General features: G+C 53.1%; 29 protein-coding genes and 2 pseudogenes. 28 read left to right on the top strand and 3 right to left on the bottom strand.

Annotation, left to right across the window (positions count from 1 at the left end; genetic code table 11):
- Positions 1 to 199 precede the first annotated feature (199 nt).
- The 7 genes from ACFSW5_RS04355 to ACFSW5_RS04325 are packed head-to-tail and all read left to right on the top strand — an operon-like array spanning position 200 to position 5,343.
- A complete protein-coding gene (locus tag ACFSW5_RS04355) occupies positions 200 to 928 on the top strand; it encodes an SAF domain-containing protein (protein ID WP_379270185.1) in 729 nt (242 codons plus the stop codon).
- The gene (locus tag ACFSW5_RS04350) at positions 925 to 1,773 is read left to right on the top strand and encodes a hypothetical protein (protein ID WP_379270184.1); all 849 of its coding nucleotides are present in this window, start codon (positions 925 to 927) and stop codon (positions 1,771 to 1,773) included. The genes ACFSW5_RS04355 and ACFSW5_RS04350 overlap by 4 nt, the downstream gene beginning before the upstream one ends.
- Positions 1,770 to 3,122, top strand: a complete 1,353-nt coding sequence (locus ACFSW5_RS04345) for an ATPase, T2SS/T4P/T4SS family (protein ID WP_379270183.1) — start codon at positions 1,770 to 1,772, stop codon at positions 3,120 to 3,122. Before ACFSW5_RS04350 ends, ACFSW5_RS04345 begins: the two co-directional genes overlap by 4 nt.
- A complete protein-coding gene (locus ACFSW5_RS04340; protein ID WP_379270182.1) occupies positions 3,116 to 4,051 on the top strand; it encodes a type II secretion system F family protein in 936 nt (311 codons plus the stop codon). The genes ACFSW5_RS04345 and ACFSW5_RS04340 overlap by 7 nt, the downstream gene beginning before the upstream one ends.
- A 39-nt stretch (positions 4,052 to 4,090) precedes the next feature.
- The gene (locus tag ACFSW5_RS04335) at positions 4,091 to 4,984 is read left to right on the top strand and encodes a hypothetical protein (protein ID WP_379270181.1); all 894 of its coding nucleotides are present in this window, start codon (positions 4,091 to 4,093) and stop codon (positions 4,982 to 4,984) included.
- A 37-nt stretch (positions 4,985 to 5,021) separates the two neighbouring features.
- Positions 5,022 to 5,171 carry a hypothetical protein gene (locus tag ACFSW5_RS04330; protein WP_379270180.1) on the top strand — a complete coding sequence of 50 codons (150 nt, stop codon included), beginning with the start codon at positions 5,022 to 5,024 and terminating at the stop codon, positions 5,169 to 5,171.
- A gap of 31 nt (positions 5,172 to 5,202) precedes the next feature.
- The gene (locus ACFSW5_RS04325; RefSeq protein ID WP_379270179.1) at positions 5,203 to 5,343 is read left to right on the top strand and encodes a hypothetical protein; all 141 of its coding nucleotides are present in this window, start codon (positions 5,203 to 5,205) and stop codon (positions 5,341 to 5,343) included.
- Between the two features lie 64 nt (positions 5,344 to 5,407).
- Here ACFSW5_RS04325 and ACFSW5_RS04320 read toward each other — a convergent pair whose 3' ends face one another.
- From ACFSW5_RS04320 to ACFSW5_RS04310, 3 genes are all read right to left on the bottom strand, one after another.
- Positions 5,408 to 6,598 carry a tyrosine-type recombinase/integrase gene (locus ACFSW5_RS04320; RefSeq protein ID WP_379270178.1) on the bottom strand — a complete coding sequence of 397 codons (1,191 nt, stop codon included), beginning with the start codon at positions 6,596 to 6,598 and terminating at the stop codon, positions 5,408 to 5,410.
- A gap of 145 nt (positions 6,599 to 6,743) precedes the next feature.
- Positions 6,744 to 6,983, bottom strand: coding sequence for a helix-turn-helix transcriptional regulator (locus tag ACFSW5_RS04315; protein WP_379270177.1), 240 nt, complete (start codon positions 6,981 to 6,983; stop codon positions 6,744 to 6,746).
- Between the two features lie 194 nt (positions 6,984 to 7,177).
- Positions 7,178 to 7,552, bottom strand: a complete 375-nt coding sequence (locus tag ACFSW5_RS04310) for a helix-turn-helix domain-containing protein (RefSeq protein ID WP_379270176.1) — start codon at positions 7,550 to 7,552, stop codon at positions 7,178 to 7,180.
- A gap of 223 nt (positions 7,553 to 7,775) precedes the next feature.
- Between ACFSW5_RS04310 and ACFSW5_RS04305 the strand changes: the two genes are divergently transcribed.
- From ACFSW5_RS04305 to ACFSW5_RS04205, 21 genes and pseudogenes are all read left to right on the top strand, one after another.
- Positions 7,776 to 7,973 (top strand): helix-turn-helix domain-containing protein, encoded by a 198-nt coding sequence (locus ACFSW5_RS04305; RefSeq protein WP_379270175.1) that lies wholly within the window; start codon positions 7,776 to 7,778, stop codon positions 7,971 to 7,973.
- On the top strand, positions 7,970 to 8,224 hold the full coding sequence (locus ACFSW5_RS04300; RefSeq protein ID WP_379270174.1) for a helix-turn-helix domain-containing protein: 255 nt from the start codon (positions 7,970 to 7,972) through the stop codon (positions 8,222 to 8,224). The genes ACFSW5_RS04305 and ACFSW5_RS04300 overlap by 4 nt, the downstream gene beginning before the upstream one ends.
- On the top strand, positions 8,169 to 8,420 hold the full coding sequence (locus ACFSW5_RS04295) for a DUF7667 family protein (RefSeq protein ID WP_379270203.1): 252 nt from the start codon (positions 8,169 to 8,171) through the stop codon (positions 8,418 to 8,420). The genes ACFSW5_RS04300 and ACFSW5_RS04295 overlap by 56 nt, the downstream gene beginning before the upstream one ends.
- Entirely contained in the window at positions 8,417 to 8,575 is a 159-nt protein-coding gene (locus tag ACFSW5_RS04290; RefSeq protein ID WP_379270173.1) for a hypothetical protein, read from the top strand. The genes ACFSW5_RS04295 and ACFSW5_RS04290 overlap by 4 nt, the downstream gene beginning before the upstream one ends.
- A gap of 204 nt (positions 8,576 to 8,779) precedes the next feature.
- Positions 8,780 to 9,544: a hypothetical protein gene (locus tag ACFSW5_RS04285; RefSeq protein WP_379270172.1), complete on the top strand. Its 765-nt coding sequence runs from the start codon at positions 8,780 to 8,782 to the stop codon at positions 9,542 to 9,544.
- Positions 9,537 to 9,782: an AbrB/MazE/SpoVT family DNA-binding domain-containing protein gene (locus tag ACFSW5_RS04280; protein ID WP_379270171.1), complete on the top strand. Its 246-nt coding sequence runs from the start codon at positions 9,537 to 9,539 to the stop codon at positions 9,780 to 9,782. Before ACFSW5_RS04285 ends, ACFSW5_RS04280 begins: the two co-directional genes overlap by 8 nt.
- A gap of 147 nt (positions 9,783 to 9,929) precedes the next feature.
- Positions 9,930 to 10,376, top strand: a complete 447-nt coding sequence (locus ACFSW5_RS04275) for a hypothetical protein (protein WP_379270170.1) — start codon at positions 9,930 to 9,932, stop codon at positions 10,374 to 10,376.
- Positions 10,373 to 11,566, top strand: coding sequence for a DUF2800 domain-containing protein (locus ACFSW5_RS04270; protein ID WP_379270169.1), 1,194 nt, complete (start codon positions 10,373 to 10,375; stop codon positions 11,564 to 11,566). The genes ACFSW5_RS04275 and ACFSW5_RS04270 overlap by 4 nt, the downstream gene beginning before the upstream one ends.
- 6 nt (positions 11,567 to 11,572) lie before the next feature.
- Positions 11,573 to 12,169, top strand: coding sequence for a DUF2815 family protein (locus ACFSW5_RS04265; RefSeq protein WP_379270168.1), 597 nt, complete (start codon positions 11,573 to 11,575; stop codon positions 12,167 to 12,169).
- A 65-nt stretch (positions 12,170 to 12,234) separates the two neighbouring features.
- Positions 12,235 to 12,603 carry a hypothetical protein gene (locus ACFSW5_RS04260; protein ID WP_379270167.1) on the top strand — a complete coding sequence of 123 codons (369 nt, stop codon included), beginning with the start codon at positions 12,235 to 12,237 and terminating at the stop codon, positions 12,601 to 12,603.
- Positions 12,600 to 12,791 (top strand): hypothetical protein, encoded by a 192-nt coding sequence (locus ACFSW5_RS04255; RefSeq protein WP_379270166.1) that lies wholly within the window; start codon positions 12,600 to 12,602, stop codon positions 12,789 to 12,791. The genes ACFSW5_RS04260 and ACFSW5_RS04255 overlap by 4 nt, the downstream gene beginning before the upstream one ends.
- On the top strand, positions 12,788 to 14,746 hold the full coding sequence (locus ACFSW5_RS04250) for a DNA polymerase (protein WP_379270165.1): 1,959 nt from the start codon (positions 12,788 to 12,790) through the stop codon (positions 14,744 to 14,746). Before ACFSW5_RS04255 ends, ACFSW5_RS04250 begins: the two co-directional genes overlap by 4 nt.
- Positions 14,747 to 14,752: 6 nt before the next feature.
- Positions 14,753 to 15,526 (top strand): hypothetical protein, encoded by a 774-nt coding sequence (locus tag ACFSW5_RS04245; RefSeq protein WP_379270164.1) that lies wholly within the window; start codon positions 14,753 to 14,755, stop codon positions 15,524 to 15,526.
- Positions 15,523 to 15,669 (top strand): annotated as a pseudogene (locus ACFSW5_RS04240) (zinc-finger domain-containing protein); the annotation flags it as partial. The gene ACFSW5_RS04245 and the pseudogene ACFSW5_RS04240, both read left to right, overlap by 4 nt.
- A gap of 243 nt (positions 15,670 to 15,912) precedes the next feature.
- Positions 15,913 to 16,527 carry a DUF3310 domain-containing protein gene (locus ACFSW5_RS04235; protein WP_379270201.1) on the top strand — a complete coding sequence of 205 codons (615 nt, stop codon included), beginning with the start codon at positions 15,913 to 15,915 and terminating at the stop codon, positions 16,525 to 16,527.
- Positions 16,528 to 16,669: 142 nt separating this feature from the next.
- Positions 16,670 to 16,975 (top strand): hypothetical protein, encoded by a 306-nt coding sequence (locus ACFSW5_RS04230; RefSeq protein WP_379270163.1) that lies wholly within the window; start codon positions 16,670 to 16,672, stop codon positions 16,973 to 16,975.
- A gap of 11 nt (positions 16,976 to 16,986) precedes the next feature.
- A complete protein-coding gene (locus ACFSW5_RS04225; protein WP_379270162.1) occupies positions 16,987 to 17,355 on the top strand; it encodes a hypothetical protein in 369 nt (122 codons plus the stop codon).
- Between the two features lie 331 nt (positions 17,356 to 17,686).
- The gene (locus tag ACFSW5_RS04220; protein WP_379270161.1) at positions 17,687 to 18,181 is read left to right on the top strand and encodes a hypothetical protein; all 495 of its coding nucleotides are present in this window, start codon (positions 17,687 to 17,689) and stop codon (positions 18,179 to 18,181) included.
- 613 nt (positions 18,182 to 18,794) lie between these two features.
- Complete coding sequence (locus tag ACFSW5_RS04215) at positions 18,795 to 18,965, top strand: hypothetical protein (RefSeq protein WP_379270160.1); 171 nt, start codon at positions 18,795 to 18,797, stop codon at positions 18,963 to 18,965.
- 15 nt (positions 18,966 to 18,980) lie between these two features.
- Positions 18,981 to 21,471 (top strand): annotated as a pseudogene (locus tag ACFSW5_RS04210) (VapE domain-containing protein).
- A gap of 115 nt (positions 21,472 to 21,586) precedes the next feature.
- Positions 21,587 to 21,874 carry a VRR-NUC domain-containing protein gene (locus ACFSW5_RS04205; protein WP_379270159.1) on the top strand — a complete coding sequence of 96 codons (288 nt, stop codon included), beginning with the start codon at positions 21,587 to 21,589 and terminating at the stop codon, positions 21,872 to 21,874.
- Positions 21,875 to 21,886 lie beyond the last annotated feature (12 nt).

Below are 21,886 nucleotides of genomic sequence, written 5' to 3'. Positions count from 1 at the left end.
GCGTCACTCTGCTTGGAAGGTCATCGATAGAAGTTTTTATCAAAAATAGTAGACATCTCTATTATTAGAGTGCTATTATTAGGATAATTTAATTAGATAATGATTACTAAATATGAGCGACGCAATGCGAAGAACGCATGCTTTGGCCTGTTGGCCGATGCTGCGTTCTTTTTTTTGTCCGCTCGGGGAAGGAGAGGCGATGAACAGAAGAAGAAGCCTGGTCATGACGGCGGCAGCCGCGCTTTTTGCGGTGCTGCTTGTTTATGCGATCGGAAGGTTGCAGGAAATCCGGACGGCGAGAGAAGGGATGACCTATGTCGTGGTGCCGAAGCGGTTTATCGGCGCAGGCGAAACGATCGCCGCCGGCGATTTGGCTCTCCGGCTTGTGCCGAAGGGGGTCTACGACGGCGAAGCGATCGCCGATATACAGGCCGCCGCGGGCATGGAGGCGGTTATACCGCTTGGAGAGGGCGAACCGATATTGTCCTGGAAGGTCGATCGCTTCAATCTGTTCCCGGGGCCGAACGAATCGACCTTTCAAATTCCTAAAGATTATATCCGCTCGATCTCGAACGGGATAAGGGCGGGAGACAGGGTTGTCGTTTATTTGTCCGGCGAAGGCGCGGCTTCGGGCCGGCTGTTTGAGGAGACGGTCAAAGTGGCGTCGGTCAAATCTTCCAGCAACATGGAGATCGACAATATGGACGATCCCCATCTGCTTTCGCTGGCGGAAGGGGACAAAGAGCGGATGTATGCGTCCCGAAGAGATGCGAACGGCATGATTGAATATATCAATCTGAATTTGACCGAAGCGCAGTGGCTTGCGATCGATACCGCCTGCAAAGACGGCACGAACCAAATCGTCATTGCCTACAGTCCGGAGACGATGGACGCCGCCGCAGCGGCAGAAGGGGAGGAGGCGCCATGAGCAGTTTGGCTCCGATCGTCGCCTTCGTAGGAACGACACCTAACATCGGCACGACGGTCGCTTCCTTCGCGGCAGCTTATCGGATGGCGGAAAAGACGGAAAAGCCGGTCGGTTATTTTTGCCTTCATTTAAAGAGCGCCAAAATCCACCGTTATCTCGGCATCGACGAGCCTGAAGTGACGCTGGACAGGCTCCGCGCCGATTTGCGTTCGGGAAGCTTGACGGCGGATAAGCTGCTTCGGTCGATGCACCGCCCGAGAAGCGCGCCGGCGCTGCACGTCCTGTTCGGCAATATGGCGAGGGATCAAGCGGAATATTTCACGCCGGAAGAAGCGGAGCATTTGATCGCTTGCGCGGAGGAGATCTTTTCGATTGTTGTGCTTGACGCCGGCGCTTATTGGGACAATGCCGCCACGATTATCGGGCTTCGCCGCGCGGGAACGAGAATTTTGGTCACGACGCCCGCTTTGTCCCATTTTCAGGAGGACGGGAAGAAGTGGATATCGAGCGTATCGCCCCTGTTCGGCATTGAGCCGAGCCAATATGAAACCATCGTTATTCAATCACCTATGCGAAACGGAGGATATCGCGTGAAGGAGATTTGCAAGGAATTAGGCACGATGAAGCTAGGCGAGCTTCGATTGGAACCGTCGATGTTTGCTTCGCTCGACAGCGGAAGCTTCGAACAATGGCTAAGCGGCGATGCTGCAGGCAAGCAAGCGATGGGCAAGGAAGCGGAAACGCTGATGAACCGCTACGGCTTGGTCAGAGCCAGACACCAGTTGATCACGGCTCAGCCGTGGTACCGGAAGCTGCTGGAGCATCGGGGAGGCGTCGGCTCTTGACCGCGGGGGAGAAGCGGTTCTCGCCCTCGGATTATTCGGCTCGCCTGCGCCGCGAGGAGCAGCTGTCCGCCGAGACGACAAACTCCGGGGAAACGTCCCGGAGCGAGTTCGGCCGGTTGGCCGAAGACATTCGGAGCTATTTGTCTTCGCCGCAAGGACTGACTGAAGAGGAGCGCCGCGAATACAACGAAACGCTGAACCGCGCCGTGCTGGGGTTCGCGAAGGAGCGGGAGCGGGTACTGGCGATGATCGCCGACCGGTTGATTCGGCTCCGGATTCATCAGCTGGACGGATACAGCCATCCGTATCAAACGCTGGCGGAAGCGTTGTTTGCCGAAGTGATCGGACTTAACGTATTGGAGCTTGTGCTTCGCGACAAGGAAGGGCTGGAGGAAATTCAGGTGGTCGGAACCCGGATTTTCGAGGTTAGACGGGGAGAAGCGGTCCCGTCCGCCTACCGGTTCGAGCATGAACGTGATGTCGAGCGCATTCAGCAGAATCTGGTGCTGTTTAACAACGACCGGATTAATCCGCGCAAACGATGGGCCGAGGTGATGCTGAAGGACGGCTCTCGCGTGACGATGACCGGCTTCGGCTATACGGCCAAGCCGACGCTGACGATCCGGTTTTATACGGTCAAGACGTTTAGCCTGGACGAGCTCGCCGGGCCCTCATACGGTACGGTTAACGCCGTCATCGTCAAGCTGCTGCGGCAAATATTGCACGAGCGGCTTAACTTGGTCATCATCGGCCCGACGAACTCGGGCAAGACGAACTTAATGAAGGCGCTTATCGCGGAGCTGCCCGCCGAGGAAAGAATCGTTACGATCGAGGGACGGAGGGAGATGATGCTCGGGCGGGATTTTCCGGACAAAAACATCATCGAATACGAAGCGGACGAGGACGATCCGCTTCACCGCTCGGCGCAGGCGTTCAAGCTGGCGCTTCGCCAGTCGCCTCAGCGCATCGTACACGCCGAAATTCGGGACGAAGACGCAAACATCTACGTGCGGGCCTGTACCCGGGGACATTCCGGCAGCATGACGACGGTGCATGCGAATAAGCTGGAGGACGTGCCGGAGACGATTGCCGATATGTGCATGTTAGACGGCAGGGGGATGAATCCGGAAAGGCTGACGAAGCGGGTTGCCACATATGTCGCGCAGGTCGGCATCGAGATGCGGAATATCGGCGGAAGAAGAATCGTTGCGCGGATCGGCCGGATCGGATGGTCCGGAACCGACGCGACGGTGCGGGACTGGGTCGTCTACGACGAAAAAAACGGAGAGTGGCGGTTTCCAAACGCTCCGTTTGAGCGGGAAATTCGGGAGGCGGACAGTCGATGCTGAACATATCCATAGCCGCGGCCATGGTACTGCTGGCCGCTTTGGTATTTGTCGTTATTTACCGTCTAATGGTTGAATGGACGAGGCGAACCGACAAGCGCAGCAGACTCGCTTATAGAGCGAACAACGCCATCAGCCGGCGAATGGCGGATCGGCTTCGCGAGATGGGCAGGCTGCATACTCATTTGTCGGACCTGCTTGAGACGCTGCAGCTGAACATGCAGCCGCTTGGCTTTGTATTTCTTTCTTTTATGCTGCTGCTCGGCGGAATCGCGGCCGGCGGGCTGTTCTTCCAAAGCGCCAAAGGAGTGCTGCTAATAGGAGCCGTCGCCGCTCTGCTGCCGTATACGGTGCTTCGGGCCATGCTCGTTCAGCGGAGGCAGCGGGCGCAGCATGATTTTTTGCCTGCGGTGGAGCTGTTTTACCAATGTTATTTGGTGACGGGCGGGAGGCAGGTTCGGGTCGCGCTGCAGCGAACCATCGAAGAGCGCCGCTTGATCGGCCCGATGCAGCCCGTATTCGAGCAGCTATACCGCAATTTGTCGGTGCGAGACGACGACGACACAAGCTTGCGTTTGTTTTCGGCTGCGGTAGGCAGCGTTTGGGGGGATTATTTCGCCAATTTGCTGCGCGTTTCGTTGTCCGAGGGCATTTCGATCGCGGACGGATTGAAGGAGCTCATAACCGATATGCGCAAAGCGAGACGGGCCAACGAGCAGGAGCGGAACAAGCTGCTGGAAATCCGCATCGCCAACTTTTCCCCCGTCTTTTTCCTTGCTTTGTTCATCGGCATCAACTGCCGCTTCAACGGGGCGAACGCTTACCATTACTACGTTGTGGACCCGCACGGGAGAGATTTGCTGCTTAATGCGGTTATGCTCATCTTCGTTTCATTTCTGATGGGCTTATGGTTGTCCCGCAAAAAAATGTAACGGCCGAGAGCCGCAGCTTGGGGAGGAGGTCCGTTTGAAATGGCCGCATGGATCGAAACGGGAATCAACGCGGCGGCGATAGCCGGGCAATACCTATTTGCTTTTCTCGCCTTTTATTTGCTGCTTCGTCTGAAGCCCGAACGGAAGCCGAGATGGCTTCATTTGACGCTTGGCCGGATGAAGCGCCGGGAAATGCCGGACAGATGGATGAAGCTCGCGGGCATAGATCGGAGCCATCCGGCGTTCGCCGAGCGCGAGGCGCTGCTGGCCGGCTGCGGCGTGACGGCCGATGCGGCATGGTACGTGTTTGCCCGCAAGCTTATGCTGGGCGTATTGTTTGCCGCCCTGGTTTTGGCGGTATTGGCAAGGGTGGCATCGGTGCTGGCCGGAAACGCATGGACGTTCTGCATCATCGTTATCGGCACGCTGATTGTTTTGCTTTTCGGGGATTTGCCTTTGCTTCGGTACGTCCGCCGGCTGCGCGCCCACCAGATTACGAAGGAAATTTACGTTATCAGCAACCAGCTGCTTTATTTGGCGGATTCCTCCTTGCATATCCATACGAAGCTGATGCGCTGCTTGCCGTTCGCCCGGACGATGCGCGGCGATCTGGAAAAGCTGCTGGCGGAGTGGTACCATGACGCCGGCTCGGCGCTGCGGACGTTCAAGCAAAAGCTCGGAACGGACGAAGGCATGAGCTTCGTGGAGACCATCGACGCTTTGAGGCAGCATGAAAGCCGGGAGTATTACGAGCTGCTGCGCGAGCGGATACAGGATTATAAGGAGAAGCTGGAGCTCGAGAAGGAAAGCCGCAAGGAATCCGGCTCCTACGTACTGTTTGTGCTGGCCGGCATTCCCATTATGTACACGTTCCAGGTGTTCATATATCCGTGGGTGCGGGAAGGACAGAAGCTGTTCGATTCGCTAGGCTGAATAAGACCGGAAGGAGCCGCAAGAAGGAGGTGATAGCATGCGCAACATTTTGATGACGGTAATGCTGATCGTGGTGGTGGTGCTTCTGTTCAACAACATTATCGCCGCGGATTCGACGGGGACGCAGGCTCGCATCCAAGAGCAAGGGACGAACGCCAACACGAAGATCGGCGAGCTCCTTAATTAAGGATCAGAACGCGGAAAAAGAGGTGAAAAGCATGCGCAGCCTGCTAGCAGCCGTATTGCTGTTGGTTACGGTTCTTATCCTGTACGAAGGCGTAGCGAAAGGGGACGAAGGGCTGAACGGGCGCGTGAAAGATGCCGGGGAAGCCGTGCATAGCTACATCAAGGGGATGTAGCCAAAAGCTTGATTTTACTACGTATTCGGCATTGTTTCCCACATATATCCCACACTTTCCACACTTAGATTAGTCCGTCTAATAGCGCGTCTAATTTGTCTACATCGTTCCGTAACTTCGATTCGGTAACATGAAGGTAAACGGCTTCCGTTGTTTTGCTGCCGCTCTCATGGCCTAATAACTTCTGTATGGCGATTAAATCGACGCCCGCCTCTGCCATAAGCGAAGTATAGGTATGACGGAGAGAGTGCGGAGTAAAATCAGTCGGTAGCTCAGCCAGCCGTAAACAATCTTTCATGAATTCCTGTAACCTCTTTTTGGACATTGGTCGGCCTGGCATAGTTTCTGTGTTAATGAATAAGAAATTTTCCTTTTTGTAAAATTTATCCAAGGTAGCCATTTTATAAGCTTTTCTCCAGGCTATTTGTTTTTTTAAAATTACAATAACTTTTGCGCTAACAGCAATTTTTCTAGCCGAACTGATCGTTTTAGGCGTACCAAGTTCGTAATTGCTAATACCCTCTTCTTCGTTAAGGGTTTTTGTAATGGAAATCTTTTTGTTCACTTCATCTATGTCTGATACCTTGAGAGCGCATAACTCGCCGATTCGCATGCCAGTATAAGCTAGAACATAGAGCGCCCGATAATATTGATCGTCTCCAAACTCAAGCGCTGCATTAAGCAGTAGCGCAAGTTCTTCTTTCTCAAGAAATTTGGGCAGATCGGAATTATTCTCAAGCTCTTCGACAGTTGGATTGTAAGCAGGAACAGTAGTCCCTTCCGTAATATCGGTTCTAAGGATCTCCAACTCAATCGCTTTTTTGAACAGCATCCTCATCGCTGCGTGGAACATTTTCAATGTATTTTTCTTGTATCCGCTCTTTTTTAATTCCTGAAGCGTCTCTTGATATTGTAACTTTGTTATTTCGTTAAGCTTAAGGCCACCAAGCATCTTCTTGGCAATTTTGAGACTATCTCTCCTGATATTTACCGTCCTATTTTTAACTTTCCCAGTTGCGGCATAAATCTCAATCCAGCGATCACACCAATCCGTAAACAAGATATTTTCCTCATCTACATATGTCCCTTTCAACAGCTCGGCTTGTATCTTGATACCTTCGTTATAAGCTTCTTTCGCCGAGGCAAATCCTGGTGTTTCCTTCTGAATTCGTTTGCCGGTTACTTTATCTTTTATGCTGTAGCGGTAATGGAACTTTCCATTTCGTTCCCGAACATTGGGGTATTTTTTAGCCATTCTGATATGCCTCCTTAGTACCATATATTACAAATTAAAAAATCGACACGATACGACAGTATTTTCCCTTTTTTGTTAATACAATGAGAAAAATGAGGATGTCAAGTAATACTGGACAAAATCTCTGGGGCTAGAGTAGAAAATTCTACTCTTTCCTGTTACGCTGCTTCCTTTTTCCCGTCTCTAAGATGTAAAAGTCGGTAGGCTTGCATTCCAGAATATAGGCTGCATTTATAGCGAATTCGAGCGACATGAATGCCTTACCTGCGATAAGCTGGCTTACAAACTGGCGCGAACAACCCATGCGACGGGCAAATTCGGACTGGCTCATCCCTTTTCTATTGAGATGATCTTGTAACAGGCATTCCCCCAGAAGGAACGCCATGACAATCTCCTTTCGTGTCGATTCATGTCGGCAATTTGTAGGAACGCTTGTTCGTATTCTGTGCTATAATCAACTTACTACATTTCAAGACACAGGGGGAAGGGTTATGCAAACTATTGATTTGGAGCAATATCTGATACAACTAAAGAACCAAGGTGTCGACGTTACTGAGGTCTTAAATTACCTTGATTGCGTCATTCCTTCCACCGTTTCAACGCCGCCTCCAACAATGCAATAATATCGTCAGCCTCATCTTTGCTTAAAGTGTGCCCTTTATACGTTAGCTTGTACTGATTAAGTCGTTCGATAGGAATGTCTGCGAGCTCCGATTCTTCATGGGGATCGGAGTTATTTTCATGATACTGATTGGTATCTGTTTTCTTTAGAATGTAATCCGTAGTAGCACCAAGGATATCTGAAAGTTTGCTTACAATCTCCGCACTCAGGCCTCGTTTTCCTTTTTCTATGTCGTAAAGATACTGTGTCGATATCCCTAATTTTGCGGACACCTCAGGTCCAGTCAGTTTTAATGACTTCCTCAATTCTCTAATCCTATTTGGACTCTCCACTTCAAAGCCTCCTTTTTATTAATATCAAGCTATTTGCTGAATTTGATGTTACCATTCCTCGAGATAAAAAACAACACGCATATAGCTTTAAATTTGCGAAAAATAAAGCATATAGCCGTATTTTTGTTGTTTTTCGAGCTAAATCACGCTATATGCTTCATATCTCCGTTTGATAAATAAAGCTATGTGCTGGATAATTGCTTCATGGAGGTGAGCACAAAAGATGAATTTCAGTGAAGCGGTTAAAAAGGCGATGGATACACAGGGGAAGAACGTGCCAACGATCGCAAAAGCGACTGGCTACACGTCTCAGTATCTTTACGACCTCCTGAAAGGAGAGAGGCGCTGGAACGAGGACGCGATTAACAAGGTGTGCGCTGCGCTCGACATAACGATCGAGATTAGCAGCGCAACGAAATGATTACGCTGGAGAGCCTGCCGCCAGTTATGTCGGTTGAGCAGGCTGCGAAATATCTCGGCGTCTGCCGTGCGACAGCGTATAACTGGTGTAATTCCGGGGAGCTTCCCAGCTTCAAGGTAGGAAACACTCGCCGGATACGAAAAGATACGCTGGTTGAGTGGATCGAAAAACTTGAAAGCAAAAGGGGTGATCCTCATGATCGCAATTCACGCCATTCATCGCCGACTCGCGGATCTAACCTTAAAAGCTAAACGCCTCGGTGGATATAAAAAGCTGCAGGACAGCGAGCAGATCGAGATTGAGTTTTTGCTGAGAGCAAACGCTGATCTGGTCTATCGACTGGATGCTTTGAAGGAATTGTCCTTTATCGCCCACGAAGCCGGGGACACGGAGTGGCAGCATGATTTATGCCGGCGAATCGATTCGATGGAGGCGAAGATGCAGTGATCGAACGCCTCGAAGAATTAGCGGCGCGGTGTATGCAACAAGAGGCCTATATTCGGGAGCTTGAAGCGAAGATCGAAGCGCTGGAGAAGGAAAACGCGCTCTACGCCATCTATGGCGAGAAGTGCGTCCCGCAGCAATTTGTAGTCGGTGATTGAAAGGAGGTGAGGAGCCGTGAATGTAACCGGATATGTTTGGCGGGAGTTAACTCGCGAGGAACGCATGGTTTGCTTGGAATTCGCAGCTTGGCAGAACGCCAAGAAAATGAAAAAGCCTCTTGCGGGGTAGGAGCCGCAGGAAGCTAATCAAATCAAAATCAACATATCTAAGGCCAGTTTATCACTGGCAGAGGGAGAAAAGCAATGGATAAAAAATACGTATTAACCGAAACGACTCGAGAGTGGTTAGGCGTAACACTCTACCAAATCAAAGCAGTACGCTCATTCGGTGGCGTTGAAGAAGGCGAATTGGGCGGTTGGATCGCATCGGAAGAAAACCTTGAACATTCCGGCAATGCATGGGTGTCCGGCAATGCATGGGTGTCCGGCAATGCACGGGTGTCCGGCGATGCACGGGTGTACGGCAATGCACGGGTGTACGGCGATGCATGGGTGTCCGGCAATGCATGGGTGTACGGCAATGCACGGGTGTACGGCGATGCACGGGTGTACGGCGATGCACGGGTGTACGGCAATGCATGGGTGTACGGCAATGCATGGGTGTACGGCGATGCACGGGTGTACGGCAATGCATGGGTGTACGGCGATGCATGGGTGTCCGGCAATGCACGGGTGTACGGCAATGCACGGGTGTACGGCAATGCACGGGTGTACGGCGATGCATGGGTGTCCGGCAATGCATGGGTGGAATCCAGCAAGCATATTTTTTGGGCTTCATCGGTCGGATCGGAAGACGGCACGCTAACAGCCTACACGCTGAAATCCGGAGAGATCGGGGTAACACGGGGCTGCTTCTTGGGCACGCTGTCTGAATTCGAAGCGGCTGTGAATAAACGACATGGCGAGAGTCGGTACGCAGAGGAATACCTCGTTTTGATTCAATATGTCAAGTTGCGTTTCCGCGAAGTAACCGTGACTGTCAGCGAGGGTGGTGATGAGGATGCTTAAAGCTACAGGAATTGTACGTCGAATCGACGATCTTGGCCGTGTAGTAATCCCGATGGAGCTGCGCCGGACGTTGGAAATTGGCGAGAAAGATCCATTGGAGATATTCGTCAACGGAGACCAGATAATTCTTCGTAAATACGAGCCTGGTTGCACATTCTGCGGGGTGGCGGAAGGGGATCTGAAAACATTCCGCGACAAACTGGTTTGCACGAGCTGCGCCGCTGCTGTTGGCAGGTAATCGTTATGTCCAAAGTGCTGAATCTCGTTGAACTTGAACCGTGCGACGTATGTGTCCAGCAAGCCCATCCGCGCTTCCTGAAGCCGTGGAACGGTAAGCAAGTTTGCAATCATTGCATTCATACCATCGAGGAGGAAACAGAACTATATGCCTATTCAAATTAACATATCCGGTGAAGCTGCGGCAGAAGTTGCCCAGCTCGTACATGATCTGGCTTGGACGATGCAGCGCGTCAATCCCGCTGACGTTCCAGCTGAAACGAACGTTTCAACGGCCGATGCGCCGAAGACGCGTAAGCCGCGATCGGCATCGAAGCACGAAGAGCCTAATGTCGATGCCCTTGCGAAGGAAATCGAGGAAGAAACCCGCACAGCGGCGGCAGAAACGGTGCAATACGAAGCCGACGATACCGACAGCGACGAAGTGGAGATCCCAACGGACGTACAGCTGCGCGAGGTTTCCGCAGCCAAAGCAAAAACGGCAGGCAAGGAGAAGGTCAAGGCATTGCTGCAGAAGTACGGCGTCCCGAACGTGACCGGGGTGCCGGCTAATAAGCGAATCGCCTTCCTCCGGGACCTGGAGGCTCTCGAATGAGTGGGGCTCACGCAGAGCGCGCACATGCCTTGCTGGGTGCGTCGAAGGCTGCGCAGTGGATTAACTGCCCGCCGAGTGCCCGGCTGCAGGAGGGCATCCCCGATAAGCGGAGCGAGTACGCCGATGAGGGTACACTTGCTCATGAGCTGTCCGAAATTAAGCTGCGCCGGCGGCTCCTTCCTTGCGATTCCAAAGAGCGGAAACGCCTGGACAACGCACTCGAGAAAATTAAAACCAGTGCCTATTACGGCCCCGAGATGGAAAACGCGACCGATGAATATGTCGCGATCGTCGAGGAGCGCTATATGGAGGCGAAGGCTCGGTCAGCCGACGCTGTCATCCTACTGGAAGAGCAATTGGACTTCTCGGAATGGGTGCCGGACGGCTTCGGGACCGGAGACGTTCTTCTGATCGCTGACAGGGTTATGGAGGTTATCGACCTGAAATACGGCAAAGGCGTTCCGGTTAGCGCCGTCGGCAATCCGCAGATGCGGCTCTATGCGCTCGGCGCCTGGTCGGGCTACAGCTACCTGTACGATATTCGCGAGGTCCGAATGACGATCGTTCAGCCGCGGCTTGATAGCGTCAGTACGGACACGGTGACCGTCGAGGAGCTGCTAGAGTGGGCGGAGACGGTCGTCGGGCCGGCGGCGCTCTTGGCTGATGCCGGCGAAGGCGAGTTTAAGGCCGGCGATCATTGCCGCTGGTGTAAGGTGAAGGCAAATTGCCGTGCCCGCGCCGACGAGAACATGAAAGCTCTGGCCTACGAGTTCAAGGATCCGGCGTTGCTGGATCTGGAGGAAATCGGCAGTATCCTGCACATCGCCGATCAGCTCGCTGCTTGGGCGAAGGACGTCTTCGAATATGCCTTTGACCAGGCCAAGGCGGGGAAGCGCGTCTCGGGTTGGAAGCTTGTTGAGGGCCGGAGCAACCGCACTTTCACGGATAAGGAGGCCGCGCTTAAACGGTTATCTGATACAGGTCTTGACTCGGAGACGTTTCTTAAGCCGCGGGAGCTGCTTGGGATTGGTGAACTGGAGAAGCGAATTGGTAAGAAGGAGCTAGCTTCTCTTTTGAATGGGCTGCTTATTAAGCCGCCAGGCAAACCGGTTCTTGTACCGGAAACGGATAAACGACCAGAACTCAATAGCATTGAATCTGATTTTGCAGACATCGAAATGGAGGACTGATTTTTCATGGCAATCGACAATCAAGCAACGAAAGTAATCACAGGCAAGGTACGGCTTTCTTATGCGCACATCTTCGAACCTCAATCCATCGACGGCGGGGAAGAAAAATACAGCACGGCCATCTTGATCCCAAAGAGCGACAAGGAGACGTTACGCAAGATCCAGGCAGCTGTTAATGCCGCCAAAGAGCTCGGCAAAAGCAAATGGGGCGGCAAGATCCCGGCGAACTGCAAGACGCCACTGCGGGACGGGGACGAGGAGCGCCCGGACGACGAAGCTTATGCCGGCCATTATTTCCTGAACGCGACGAGCAATTACAAACCGGGGATCGCGAAGCCAATCGGCAAGGGCCCGGACGGCAAAACCAAATTCCAAGAGATCACGGACACGACGGAAGTTTACAGCGGCTGCTATGCGCGGGTGTCGCTCAACTTCTATCCATTCGACGCGAAGGGTAATCGCGGAGTAGCCGCCGGCCTGAACAATGTCGTAAAGGTACAAGACGGAGACTTCCTGGGCGGCCGCAGCAGTGTAAATGATGACTTTGCCAACGAGGACTTCGATGTCGATGTCGACGGCGAGGAAGAAGATTTCTTGAGCTAACAACAGGAGGGGATTCGATAACGGGTCCCCTTTCTCTATCAAATATTCAGGGAGGAAACCTTTCAATGAGTGATCGAAAAGCGGAGTTAGCCATTGAGTGCGCACAAGCGCGTATTTGTAACCTTGTTCACGAAGCCCATCAGAACGCGATCGATAAAGGCTGGTACGAGGAGCCGCGTGGCTTCGGCGAAGTGATTGCACTTATGCATTCTGAGCTGTCGGAGGCACTGGAGGATTACCGGAACGGCAGGGGCTTTACAGAAATCTACTACGAAGGCGACAAGCCATGCGGCATTCCGACAGAGCTTGCCGATACGGTTATCCGCATATTCGACGCTTGCGGTCATCTCGGCATCGATCTGGAGGAGGCGATCCGGCTCAAGATGCAGTATAACTCGACGCGGCCGCGCCGGCATGGGGGTAAGGTGATATGAACAAACACGATCAAGCCCGGAGAGACGCTCTCATTAAGACACTTGTAAAAGCCAAGGAGCAAGCTGAGACGGCGTCGCTGTACCTGACGGCGAATAACCGCGATCCGGAAGACATTGCAACGGCGGCAGTCGTTATCGAACATATTGACATCGTTCTCGAGAAGCTAGGAGTGCTTGTTCAATCATGACCGTTTTACAGATCGACCTTGAAACCTATTCATCCATAGATTTAACAAAATGCGGCGTCCACCGTTACGTGGAGGCGCCGGACTTCGAAATCCTGTTGTTCGCATACGCTTACGATGATGAGCCAGTTCAAGTAATCGACCTGACGGCTTTCGCGGAACTGCCGGAGCGCGTACTTCGTGATCTGACGGATCCGGCCGTAACCAAAACCGCCTTTAACGCTGCGTTCGAACGGACGGCTATCGCCAAGCACTTCGGTATCGAATGCGATCCACTTCAGTGGCGGTGTACGGCGGTCTGGGCGCTCGCGCTGGGGCTGCCGGGCTACCTGGAAGGCGTTGCCGAGGTGCTTAAGCTCGATGCCCAGAAGGACGCTAAGGGCAAGGCGCTTATCAAGTATTTCAGCGTGCCGTGCAAGCCGACGAAAGTTAACGGGGGCCGAACGCGGAACTATCCGCATCACGACCCGGAGAAGTGGCAGCAATACATCGAATACAACCGGCAGGACGTTGTCGTCGAACGGGAAGTCCGCCGGCAGCTGGAGCGCTTCCCGATCCCGGACCACGAATGGCGGCTGTGGGCTCTGGATCAGCAGATTAACGATCGCGGCGTCCGGCTGGATCCGGAGTTGTTCCAGGCAGCGATCGCCTGCGACGAGCAATACGAGGAACGTCTGGTGGAGGAGGCCCGGGAGATAACCGGGCTCTCCAATCCGAACAGCCTAACGCAGCTGAAAGCCTGGCTCGGTGAGCGCGGACTGGAGACGCCCGACGGGCTCAGCAAGGAGTTTATGCCAGCGCTGTTGGATGCCGCTCCGGACGAGGAGACGCGGCGGGTTCTGGAGCTCCGGCAGGAGATGAGCAAGACCAGCGTCGACAAGTATAACGCCATGGCGCGCGCGGTGTGCGCAGACAGCCGGGCACACGGACTGCTGCAGTTCTGCGGCGCCGGCCGGACATGGCGGTGGGCGGGGCGGCTTATCCAAGTGCAGAATCTGCCGCAAAACAAGATCGAGGACTTGGAACTGGCGCGGGAGACGCTGCGGAGCGGCGACTTCGAGCTGCTAGAGATACTATACGGCGCGCCTCCGTTTGTCCTTTCCCAGCTCATTCGGACCACGTTCATCCCGTCAGAAGGTTGCCGGTTCATTGTCGCCGACTTCAACGCGATCGAGGCCCGCGTTATCGCCTGGCTGGCAGACGAGCAATGGGTGCTGAACGTGTTCAATGATCACGGGAAGATCTACGAGGCAACAGCGGCCAGCATGTTCGGCGTCCCATTCGAGACAATCGTCAAAGGGCACGCCAATTACGAACTGCGGGCGCGCGGAAAAGTCGCGGTTCTGGCCTGCGGATACCAGGGTGGTCCAAACGCAATGGAGGCCATGGACACCAAGAAGGAGATCAATCCAGAGGAGTACCCACGTTTGGTTCGCCAATGGCGGGACGCGAATCCGAATATCGTTAAGCTCTGGTACGAAACAGAGGAGGCGGCCGTAACGGCGGTTCGGGAGAAAACGACCGTCAAGCTCAAGCACGGCGTTCGTTATCGGTACGAAGCCGGCATGCTGTTCGCCGATCTGCCGAGTGGCCGCAGCCTGGCGTACGTTAATCCGCAGATTAAGTCGGATCCAAAATTCAACAAAGATGGCCTTGTGTTCGACGGGATGGACCAGGTCAAGAAAAAGTGGATGTCGCATCGGACCTACGGCGGCCGTCTGGTGGAGAACTTGGTGCAGGCGATTGCTCGGGACTGCTTGGGGGAAAGCATGATGAGGCTTAATGCTGAGGGATACGACATCGTGATGCACGTTCACGATGAGGTTGTTCTGGACGTCCCGATCGGGACCGGCTCCGTGGATCACGTTACGGAGATTATGGGTCGACCGATAGATTGGGCGCCAGGGCTGCCACTTAAGGCTGCCGGGTTTGTGACAGCATTCTATCAAAAGGATTGAGGACGAATGAAAGGACCACGCTGGAAGCCTGACGAGCTGGAATACTTAAAGAACTGGGGAGCCGTAAGCTTGCCTGCTATTGCTGGGCGGCTTAACCGCAGCCCGGCGGCGATAAGGAGCAAGGCTGTTCAGCTTAAGCTTGGCGATTCAAAACTGGCGTTCGACGGAATAACGGTCTTCCAACTGGCGAAAGCACTTGGCAGAGACTACTCCAAGGTTAAGCGATGGATTAGTAGATATGGAATGCCGGCCAGGCGGAAGCAATTCGGTGAAAAGGGCAAGGTATGGGTCATTACTTACGAGGACTTCTGGGAATGGGCCGCAGTGCATAAAGGGCTTCTTGACCTTGCCAGGCTGGAGGAAAACTTGCTTGGGCCGGAGCCGGAGTGGGTCAAGGAGAAGCGTAAGGCCGACCAGATCCGACCGCAAAAGAGTCGACAAATTGATTCGTGGCGAGCGGATGAAGATCAGCTGCTGCTCCAGCTTGTAAAGCAACCAAGCATCACATATCCGGAATTGGTCCGGCTGCTCAATCGCACCGAACAATCTATAAAACGTCGGCTATATCAGCTTAATGTCAAATTTCGACCGGAGCGAATGCCCGGCCATAAATATACGCCTGGTGAAGTCGAAACACTGAAGCGAATGGCGGTAGCCGGCTACGGTTATGAGGCTATCGCGGCCGCGCTGGGCCCGGATATAAGCGCATTAGGTATACGCGGGAAACTGGAGCGAATGGGCTTCGATTTCAAACGGAGGCGCTTTAAGGACGTGAGATGAGCATGGATAGGGTCTCTATTTTACGTGAGATCGACGCTTTAACCGTGCAGCATTGCAAGGCCTGCGAACATAATTCGAACCACATTTTAGCGGACAGTTTATGCCGCGAAGGATGTCCGGTAGGGGAGAACTTCCGCCGGCTCGGCGACATGTTGCTCGAGAGGACGAAGGTAATACGAAATGAGAAACGGAGGTTGTGGGAGATGGATAAAAGGATAAAACCGGGCCCGGTCCCAGGGCTTACAAGGGACATATTTCTTGAGCAATTGGCTTCTGGCGAAACGATCGCAAGTATTGAAAGGTCGTGGGAGCTTCGACCAAATTCTATTTTCTACTGGATCGATAAATGGGGGCTTAAAGGTATAAATTCAGAAAAGGCCCGCGAGATGTTGCTCCAAAAAAATCCGCTGGCGCCCGCCGCAGCAGTCGAAGAAGATACGGGGCTAAAGGCATTAAACGAACAACGTGAGGAAGATAAAATCAAAGCGCTCACGGCAAGGATTCACGAGAGAAATGCGGCCGTTGACAATCTGCTGGAAGAGAATAAGCGGCTTCATGAACAAATATCGGGCTTGAAGGCACGCGCTGCGGATTATGAGCAGGAGCTTGCCCGGTGGGCGCAGCACGATACGGAAAAAGCGGTGGAGATTGCCGAGATGCAGGAGGACCGGGACAACTGGAAACAGGAGGCGCAGGAGCTTAAGCGGCAGCTGGCGGAACGTGACCAGGCCATCGCCGAGCTGAGCGCCGATCGAAGCGTGCTCATCGACACGATCGACAAGGCGGCGTCGGCCAGTGACCCCGTCAACCATCCGAACCATTACACCCAGGGCGGCATCGAGACGATTGATTTTATCCGCTCGAAAATGACGCCGGAGGAGTTCCGGGGCTTCTGCAAAGGGAACGTGCTTAAATACGTCGCTCGGGCCAATCTGAAAGGCGGCGACGAGGATTTACGGAAGGCGTCCGTGTACCTCGGCTGGGCGGTTGAAGCACAATGAGCGAATCCGTCGTGGATCCATATTTTTATGACATTCCCTATGAAATCATATACGACGAACACGGCCGCGTTATTGGGGAGGTTTACACGCTGCACTTATTCACGTTCCCTCCGGCGCGGCCGCCGAGGAGGCGAAAAGGTAAATGAGTAACGACGATACCCTACAGCAGATTAAAGAGGCATTGGCGGCAGCTACGCCGGGACCGTGGAGTTACACAAAGGGGTACTGCTCTGAAGTTTATGCGATCGAAGAACCTAGGAGCGATAATTGGGTATGTCAACTTTGGTACAAAGACGAAGAAAACATGTCCAACTATCAAAACAACGCTCACCTTATCGCCAACTCCCCCACATGGCTGCAATGGGCGATACAGCGGATAGAAGCGCTGGAAAGACAGAATCAGGATTTGAACGGTTATTTGGAAGCCGCACATAAAAGATGGGGGTAGGAGAAACGGATATGAAACCTATGGTCGATAGGGAGCAGCTTCATAAGCTGTTCCTCTCCGGAAAACCGTTGGCTGAAATTGCGAAGGAGCTCGGAAGCACGCACGGGGCGATCCGAACGCTGATCTACCAGGAGCGCCTCCGGAATCCGCTGGACTGGCCACATCGGGTGAATTACCCCGGAAAGTCGGCTGAACAGCCGCTTATGATGCACCTTTACGAGTGCGACGAGTGCGCGATCACTTTCGCCGTCGAGGATTACGAGGAAGTCGACCATTCGGCCACGGCTTGCCCGATTTGCGGCGGTGAAGAGTCGGTAAAGGATAAATGTTATGGCCGGTTTGTCCCGACGTCGATGGCGAGTCAAGCTGAAGCGATGTAATTCGATGACTAGGCGGTGTGCATGAATGATTGTATTTACTGTAATAGGAATAATTACAACGGTTATCGTCGGCGGATTCTTTGCCATTATCGGCTATGCCGAGTTTATGTACAACAGACGCAAATGAGGTTAATTGGGCAATAAATCCAACGAACACTTGTGACTACTGAACTACACGGGAGATGATTAAGCTTGGAATTGAAAAAGTGGACAATTTGCCATGTTGGTGATGGTTATCATGTTAAATCAAAATGGCTATTCGGATTATTGAGTTGAAACGAAAAATTCAAAATCCATTATTTCAAGAAAATGGTGAATGGAGGTTTACTGATTGATTAAAAAATTAAATGATGAAATCAATCGTCTGAAATCAATCGAGCATACACTGTGCCTGACAATCGGAGAACTGGATAAAGCCAATAAACAGTTACGAGAAGAGAACGAACGGCTGCGGAGAGAACTTGAATCCCATGAAAGTTGGAAAGCGATAAGCGAAGTGGCACAACGCGAACTGGAACAGATTAAGGCAGAATACTCGGATGAGCGGGCGGCTCATAACGTGCATGTGACCGAACTAATTGAGGCACAGAAATTGATCGAGAAACTTGAGAAGACTAACGTAAAATTCCCTCGTCAGCCGAAGAGAGAAGGCGGGTGGACTGTGGCTATGGACTATCTCAAAGGTGTTTCTGACCGTCTGTACGATCTTTCTTGTTTTGGTGATCTCGGGGATACGCCACCTTCGTTGGAGCAAATAGAGATGGTCTTGTTGGCTGTAGAAGAGTCCCAGATTAACTGGAAATTAAAAAGGCAGTTTCAACCATAAAATCCGAATACCCATCAAAATTTGCAAATGCAATCACACTCGAGGAAGCAAGGAATCGGGGCATAAAAGAATCGGAAGAAAAGCCCTACTTAAAGTTCGTTGGCGTGCTCAACATTGATATAACTTCTGCGAAGCTTAAAAGGATTTCCAACGAACCTGATTTGCTCGAAGAACACTTAAAGAAAATGGCTATTCGGATTATTGAGTTGAAACAAAAATTACAAAATCCATTTTTACAAGAAATTGGTATATGGAAACTTAATGAATAGGTGGTGTTCATGTGAATATAGACGATTATATAGCCTGTTTGATCGTTAAGACTTATGATCGCGGGGACTCAATAGTCGCGATAAAAGGCAAGGAGCAGAAAATTTACAAAAAGGAATATCTAACAAAATGCTGGTTGACGATGAGCAATGATTCTTTTTTCGATATGTTCGGATTTAATTGGGTTCCACCTATCGATTTTCAAGATAGGATCAGAAAAACGCTATAGACGGAATAATTATTTTGTTTCATCAATTGGAAATTGAAACGGTAGTTTCAACATGAAAATCCGAATGCCCAAGAAAATGAACACCGTTTGATATTTATTCCGAAAGGCGGCTGCCCTATGAGAGCGAAGAAGCCGAACAAAGCCCAGCGGGACGCCAGGCGCGCCGCGGAGGCAGCAACATACAGCAAGGGCTTTCTGCACGGGTATGAGATGGGCTATGCCCAAGCACGGAAGGACATAACGGAATCATTTGAAAAGAGTTTCAAAGGACTAGCAGCAAAAGATTAGAAGGGCGGTTGCCACATGCACGACATCGAACTAGACATTTCATTCGGCAAACACCGCGCCGACACGAACTGGAAGCCGGAATATTTGACCTGGGAGGAGTTCGTCGAGCGGCTGCGGAGAGTGCGCCGGACGAACGAAACCATGGCCCAATACGACAAGATGGACGTCGCCGGCAAGGGAAAAGCAAAGGATGGGCCTGCCTTCGTGGGCGGGCTTGTCCGCGGCGGCCGGAGGAAGAAGGAGAACGTCGACACGCGCAGTCTTTTCACGCTCGACGCGGACTTTGCCGACGAAGACTTCCTCTTTACCGTTGAGCTCGTCCTGGGCGGCACGGCTTACGCCGTTTACTCCACGCACAGCCACCGGCCGCACAAGCCGAAATACCGGTTGATCGTGCCCGCCAGACGTACCATGACGCCGGACGAATATACAGCCGTCGCCCGTAAGCTGGCGGAGCAGATCGGCATGACCTACTTCGATAAGACGACGTTTCAGGTTCACCGGTTGATGTTCTTCCCGTCTTGTTCCAAGGATGCGGAGCCGGTGTTGGAGGTTTACGAGGGCGATGCGCTGGACGTTGACGGCATGCTGGCGCTCTATGAGGATTGGCAGGACGTCATGGCGTGGCCGCGGCATCCGGAAGAGGCGAAGACGGTGCAGCGGATCGGGCAGCGGGCGCAGGATCCGCGGGAGAAGCTCGGCACGATCGGTCTATTTTGCCGGGCGTTCACGATCGAGGAAGGCATCGACCGGTTTTTGAGCGAGGTATATCTCCCGGGGACGATGCCGAACCGGTACACCTACGCCGGCGGGACGTCTGCAAACGGTCTCGAGATTTATCCGGATCAGGAGCTCGCCTACTCGCACCAGGACAGCGACCCGATCGCGGACGGCCGGACTTATAACCTGTTCGACCTAGTCCGCGTGCATAAATTCGGGCATCTGGACGAGCGCGTTAAGGAACATACGCCGGATGCGAAGAAGCCGAGTCATTTGGCAATGGAGCATTTCGCCGCGGGGCTGCCGGAAGTAAAAAAGCTAAAAATCGACGAGCTGGGAGCCGACTTCGACGAGACGGCGCCGGCGGAAAACGACGAGGATCCGGAGCCCGATGACTGGAAGGAAAAGCTCGAAGTCCATCATAAAACGGGCGCTATCCTCCCGACAGCTGGGAATGTGGAGCTGTTACTCGAGCACGGCCCTTGGCGCGGCGTGTTGGCTTACGACGCCTTCGGCAATACGGAGGTGATCCGGCGGCCGCTGCCGTGGCGGGACCGCGAGCGACCGGGGAGAAGCTATGAGCCGTGGCTGGGCGCGGACGATAAGCGCCTGCAGCATTGGTTCGCTAAGGTACACGGGATTAATTCGGCCAAGACGATTCAGAACGCTTTTACAGAGGTCGTTCACCGCAATACGTTTCATCCGATCAAAGCATTCGTCGAGAGCGCGGAATGGGATGGCGTGCCGCGGGCGGAACGTCTCTTTATCGATTATCTCGGCGCCGCGGACACGCATTATACGCGCCAGGCGACCCGGAAGATGCTGCTGGCGGCCGTTGCGCGGCTGTATCATCCAGGTTGCAAGTTTGACCAGATGCTTGTTCTCGTCGGTCCGCAGGGGGCCGGCAAGAGCTCTTTGCTGGCGAAGCTTGGCCGGGAGTGGTTCAGCGACAGCTTGCGGACATTCGAAAACAAGGAAGCCGGCGAGCATTTGCAGAGCGGCTGGATCTTTGAGATCGGCGAGCTGTCGGCCATGAAGAAGACGGAGGTCGAGGAGGTCAAGGCGTTCTTGTCCAAGACGGAAGACCGTTACCGGGTGGCTTATGACCGGCAGGTATCGGAGTTTCCGCGGAAATGCGTTTTCTTCGGCACGACGAATACGCGGGAGTTTCTACGGGATGCGACCGGGAACCGCCGCTTTTGGCCGATCGAGGTGGATCCGGCGCGGGCAGCATACAGCCATTGGGACCATCTGACGGAGCCGCTTGTCCGCCAAATCTGGGCGGAGGCGCTGAGCTGGTTTAAGGCGGGGGAATCCTTGGAGCTGGATCGGGAAGCCCGGGAGGCGGCAGAGCGGCAGCAAGCTTCGCACATGGAAAGTGATCCCCGGGAGGGGCTTATACAGGAATGGCTGGAGTCGGAAGAAATGGACGAACTGGACCGGCCATCCGGACAATTGCGGCAGCGCATTTGTGCGGCCCAGATATGGGTGGAATGCCTGGGGAAGAAAAAAGGCGATATGCGAGCTTGGGAAGCAAAGGAGATAATGGATATTTTACGCCACATACCGGGCTGGGCTGAACGAAAAGGGAAAGCAAAGGTTCCCGGATATGGCGTTCAACGCGTTTTTGAGAGGTTGCCGTGAACGGTTGCCGAGAGGTTGCCGAGGTTGCCGAGAGTGGTTGCCGAGGTTGCCGAAAGTTGCCGAGGCACGGCAACCCGACAAACCTAGTAATATCAAGGAATTGCGGGCTGTGGTTGCCGAGGTTGCCGTAAAATCCATTTAATAAGAAATATATTAATTAACTATATATAGCGACCACGGCAATATAGGTTAAACGCGAAAAAACGCAGTACGCGTGCGTGAGGGCAAAATCGGCAACCCCGAGAAAGGGGAACAACATGAGAGAATCTACCCTGGAACGAAAGTTTAGGCTTGCGGTGGAACGTATTGGTGGGAAGGCGCCGAAATGGGTATCTCCGGGAAACCGAGGTGTCCCGGACCGATTAGTTATCCTTCCCGGCGGTCGAACCGTATACGCCGAATTAAAAGCACCAGGTAAACCGCTTGAGCCGCTTCAGCGAAAATGGCAGAAGACGTTGCTTGGAATGGGGCACCGGCATTACAAGATCGATTCAGACGAAGACATCGATCGTTTCATAGCCGAGGTGAGCAGCCTTGAAGATTGAACAACGAGGGCG

The sequence above is a fragment of the Paenibacillus thailandensis genome (assembly GCF_042685365.1).
GTDB classification, from domain to species: Bacteria; Bacillota; Bacilli; order Paenibacillales; family Paenibacillaceae; genus Paenibacillus_AP; species Paenibacillus_AP thailandensis.
This window is presented reverse-complemented; position numbering and strand designations above follow the sequence as displayed.

Bases quoted from the DNA above. Each gene is read 5' to 3' on its own strand.
- ACFSW5_RS04355 (WP_379270185.1), top strand. From the start codon at position 200: ATGAACAGAAGAAGAAGCCTGGTCATGACGGCGGCAGCCGCGCTTTTT.
- ACFSW5_RS04350 (WP_379270184.1), top strand. From the start codon at position 925: ATGAGCAGTTTGGCTCCGATCGTCGCCTTCGTAGGAACGACACCTAAC.
- ACFSW5_RS04340 (WP_379270182.1), top strand. From the start codon at position 3,116: ATGCTGAACATATCCATAGCCGCGGCCATGGTACTGCTGGCCGCTTTG.
- ACFSW5_RS04335 (WP_379270181.1), top strand. From the start codon at position 4,091: ATGGCCGCATGGATCGAAACGGGAATCAACGCGGCGGCGATAGCCGGG.
- ACFSW5_RS04330 (WP_379270180.1), top strand. From the start codon at position 5,022: ATGCGCAACATTTTGATGACGGTAATGCTGATCGTGGTGGTGGTGCTT.
- ACFSW5_RS04325 (WP_379270179.1), top strand. From the start codon at position 5,203: ATGCGCAGCCTGCTAGCAGCCGTATTGCTGTTGGTTACGGTTCTTATC.
- ACFSW5_RS04320 (WP_379270178.1), bottom strand. From the start codon at position 6,598: ATGGCTAAAAAATACCCCAATGTTCGGGAACGAAATGGAAAGTTCCAT.
- ACFSW5_RS04315 (WP_379270177.1), bottom strand. From the start codon at position 6,983: ATGGCGTTCCTTCTGGGGGAATGCCTGTTACAAGATCATCTCAATAGA.
- ACFSW5_RS04305 (WP_379270175.1), top strand. From the start codon at position 7,776: ATGAATTTCAGTGAAGCGGTTAAAAAGGCGATGGATACACAGGGGAAG.
- ACFSW5_RS04300 (WP_379270174.1), top strand. From the start codon at position 7,970: ATGATTACGCTGGAGAGCCTGCCGCCAGTTATGTCGGTTGAGCAGGCT.
- ACFSW5_RS04295 (WP_379270203.1), top strand. From the start codon at position 8,169: ATGATCGCAATTCACGCCATTCATCGCCGACTCGCGGATCTAACCTTA.
- ACFSW5_RS04285 (WP_379270172.1), top strand. From the start codon at position 8,780: ATGGATAAAAAATACGTATTAACCGAAACGACTCGAGAGTGGTTAGGC.
- ACFSW5_RS04280 (WP_379270171.1), top strand. From the start codon at position 9,537: ATGCTTAAAGCTACAGGAATTGTACGTCGAATCGACGATCTTGGCCGT.
- ACFSW5_RS04275 (WP_379270170.1), top strand. From the start codon at position 9,930: ATGCCTATTCAAATTAACATATCCGGTGAAGCTGCGGCAGAAGTTGCC.
- ACFSW5_RS04270 (WP_379270169.1), top strand. From the start codon at position 10,373: ATGAGTGGGGCTCACGCAGAGCGCGCACATGCCTTGCTGGGTGCGTCG.
- ACFSW5_RS04265 (WP_379270168.1), top strand. From the start codon at position 11,573: ATGGCAATCGACAATCAAGCAACGAAAGTAATCACAGGCAAGGTACGG.
- ACFSW5_RS04260 (WP_379270167.1), top strand. From the start codon at position 12,235: ATGAGTGATCGAAAAGCGGAGTTAGCCATTGAGTGCGCACAAGCGCGT.
- ACFSW5_RS04255 (WP_379270166.1), top strand. From the start codon at position 12,600: ATGAACAAACACGATCAAGCCCGGAGAGACGCTCTCATTAAGACACTT.
- ACFSW5_RS04250 (WP_379270165.1), top strand. From the start codon at position 12,788: ATGACCGTTTTACAGATCGACCTTGAAACCTATTCATCCATAGATTTA.
- ACFSW5_RS04245 (WP_379270164.1), top strand. From the start codon at position 14,753: ATGAAAGGACCACGCTGGAAGCCTGACGAGCTGGAATACTTAAAGAAC.
- ACFSW5_RS04235 (WP_379270201.1), top strand. From the start codon at position 15,913: ATGTTGCTCCAAAAAAATCCGCTGGCGCCCGCCGCAGCAGTCGAAGAA.
- ACFSW5_RS04230 (WP_379270163.1), top strand. From the start codon at position 16,670: ATGAGTAACGACGATACCCTACAGCAGATTAAAGAGGCATTGGCGGCA.
- ACFSW5_RS04225 (WP_379270162.1), top strand. From the start codon at position 16,987: ATGAAACCTATGGTCGATAGGGAGCAGCTTCATAAGCTGTTCCTCTCC.
- ACFSW5_RS04215 (WP_379270160.1), top strand. From the start codon at position 18,795: ATGAGAGCGAAGAAGCCGAACAAAGCCCAGCGGGACGCCAGGCGCGCC.
- ACFSW5_RS04205 (WP_379270159.1), top strand. From the start codon at position 21,587: ATGAGAGAATCTACCCTGGAACGAAAGTTTAGGCTTGCGGTGGAACGT.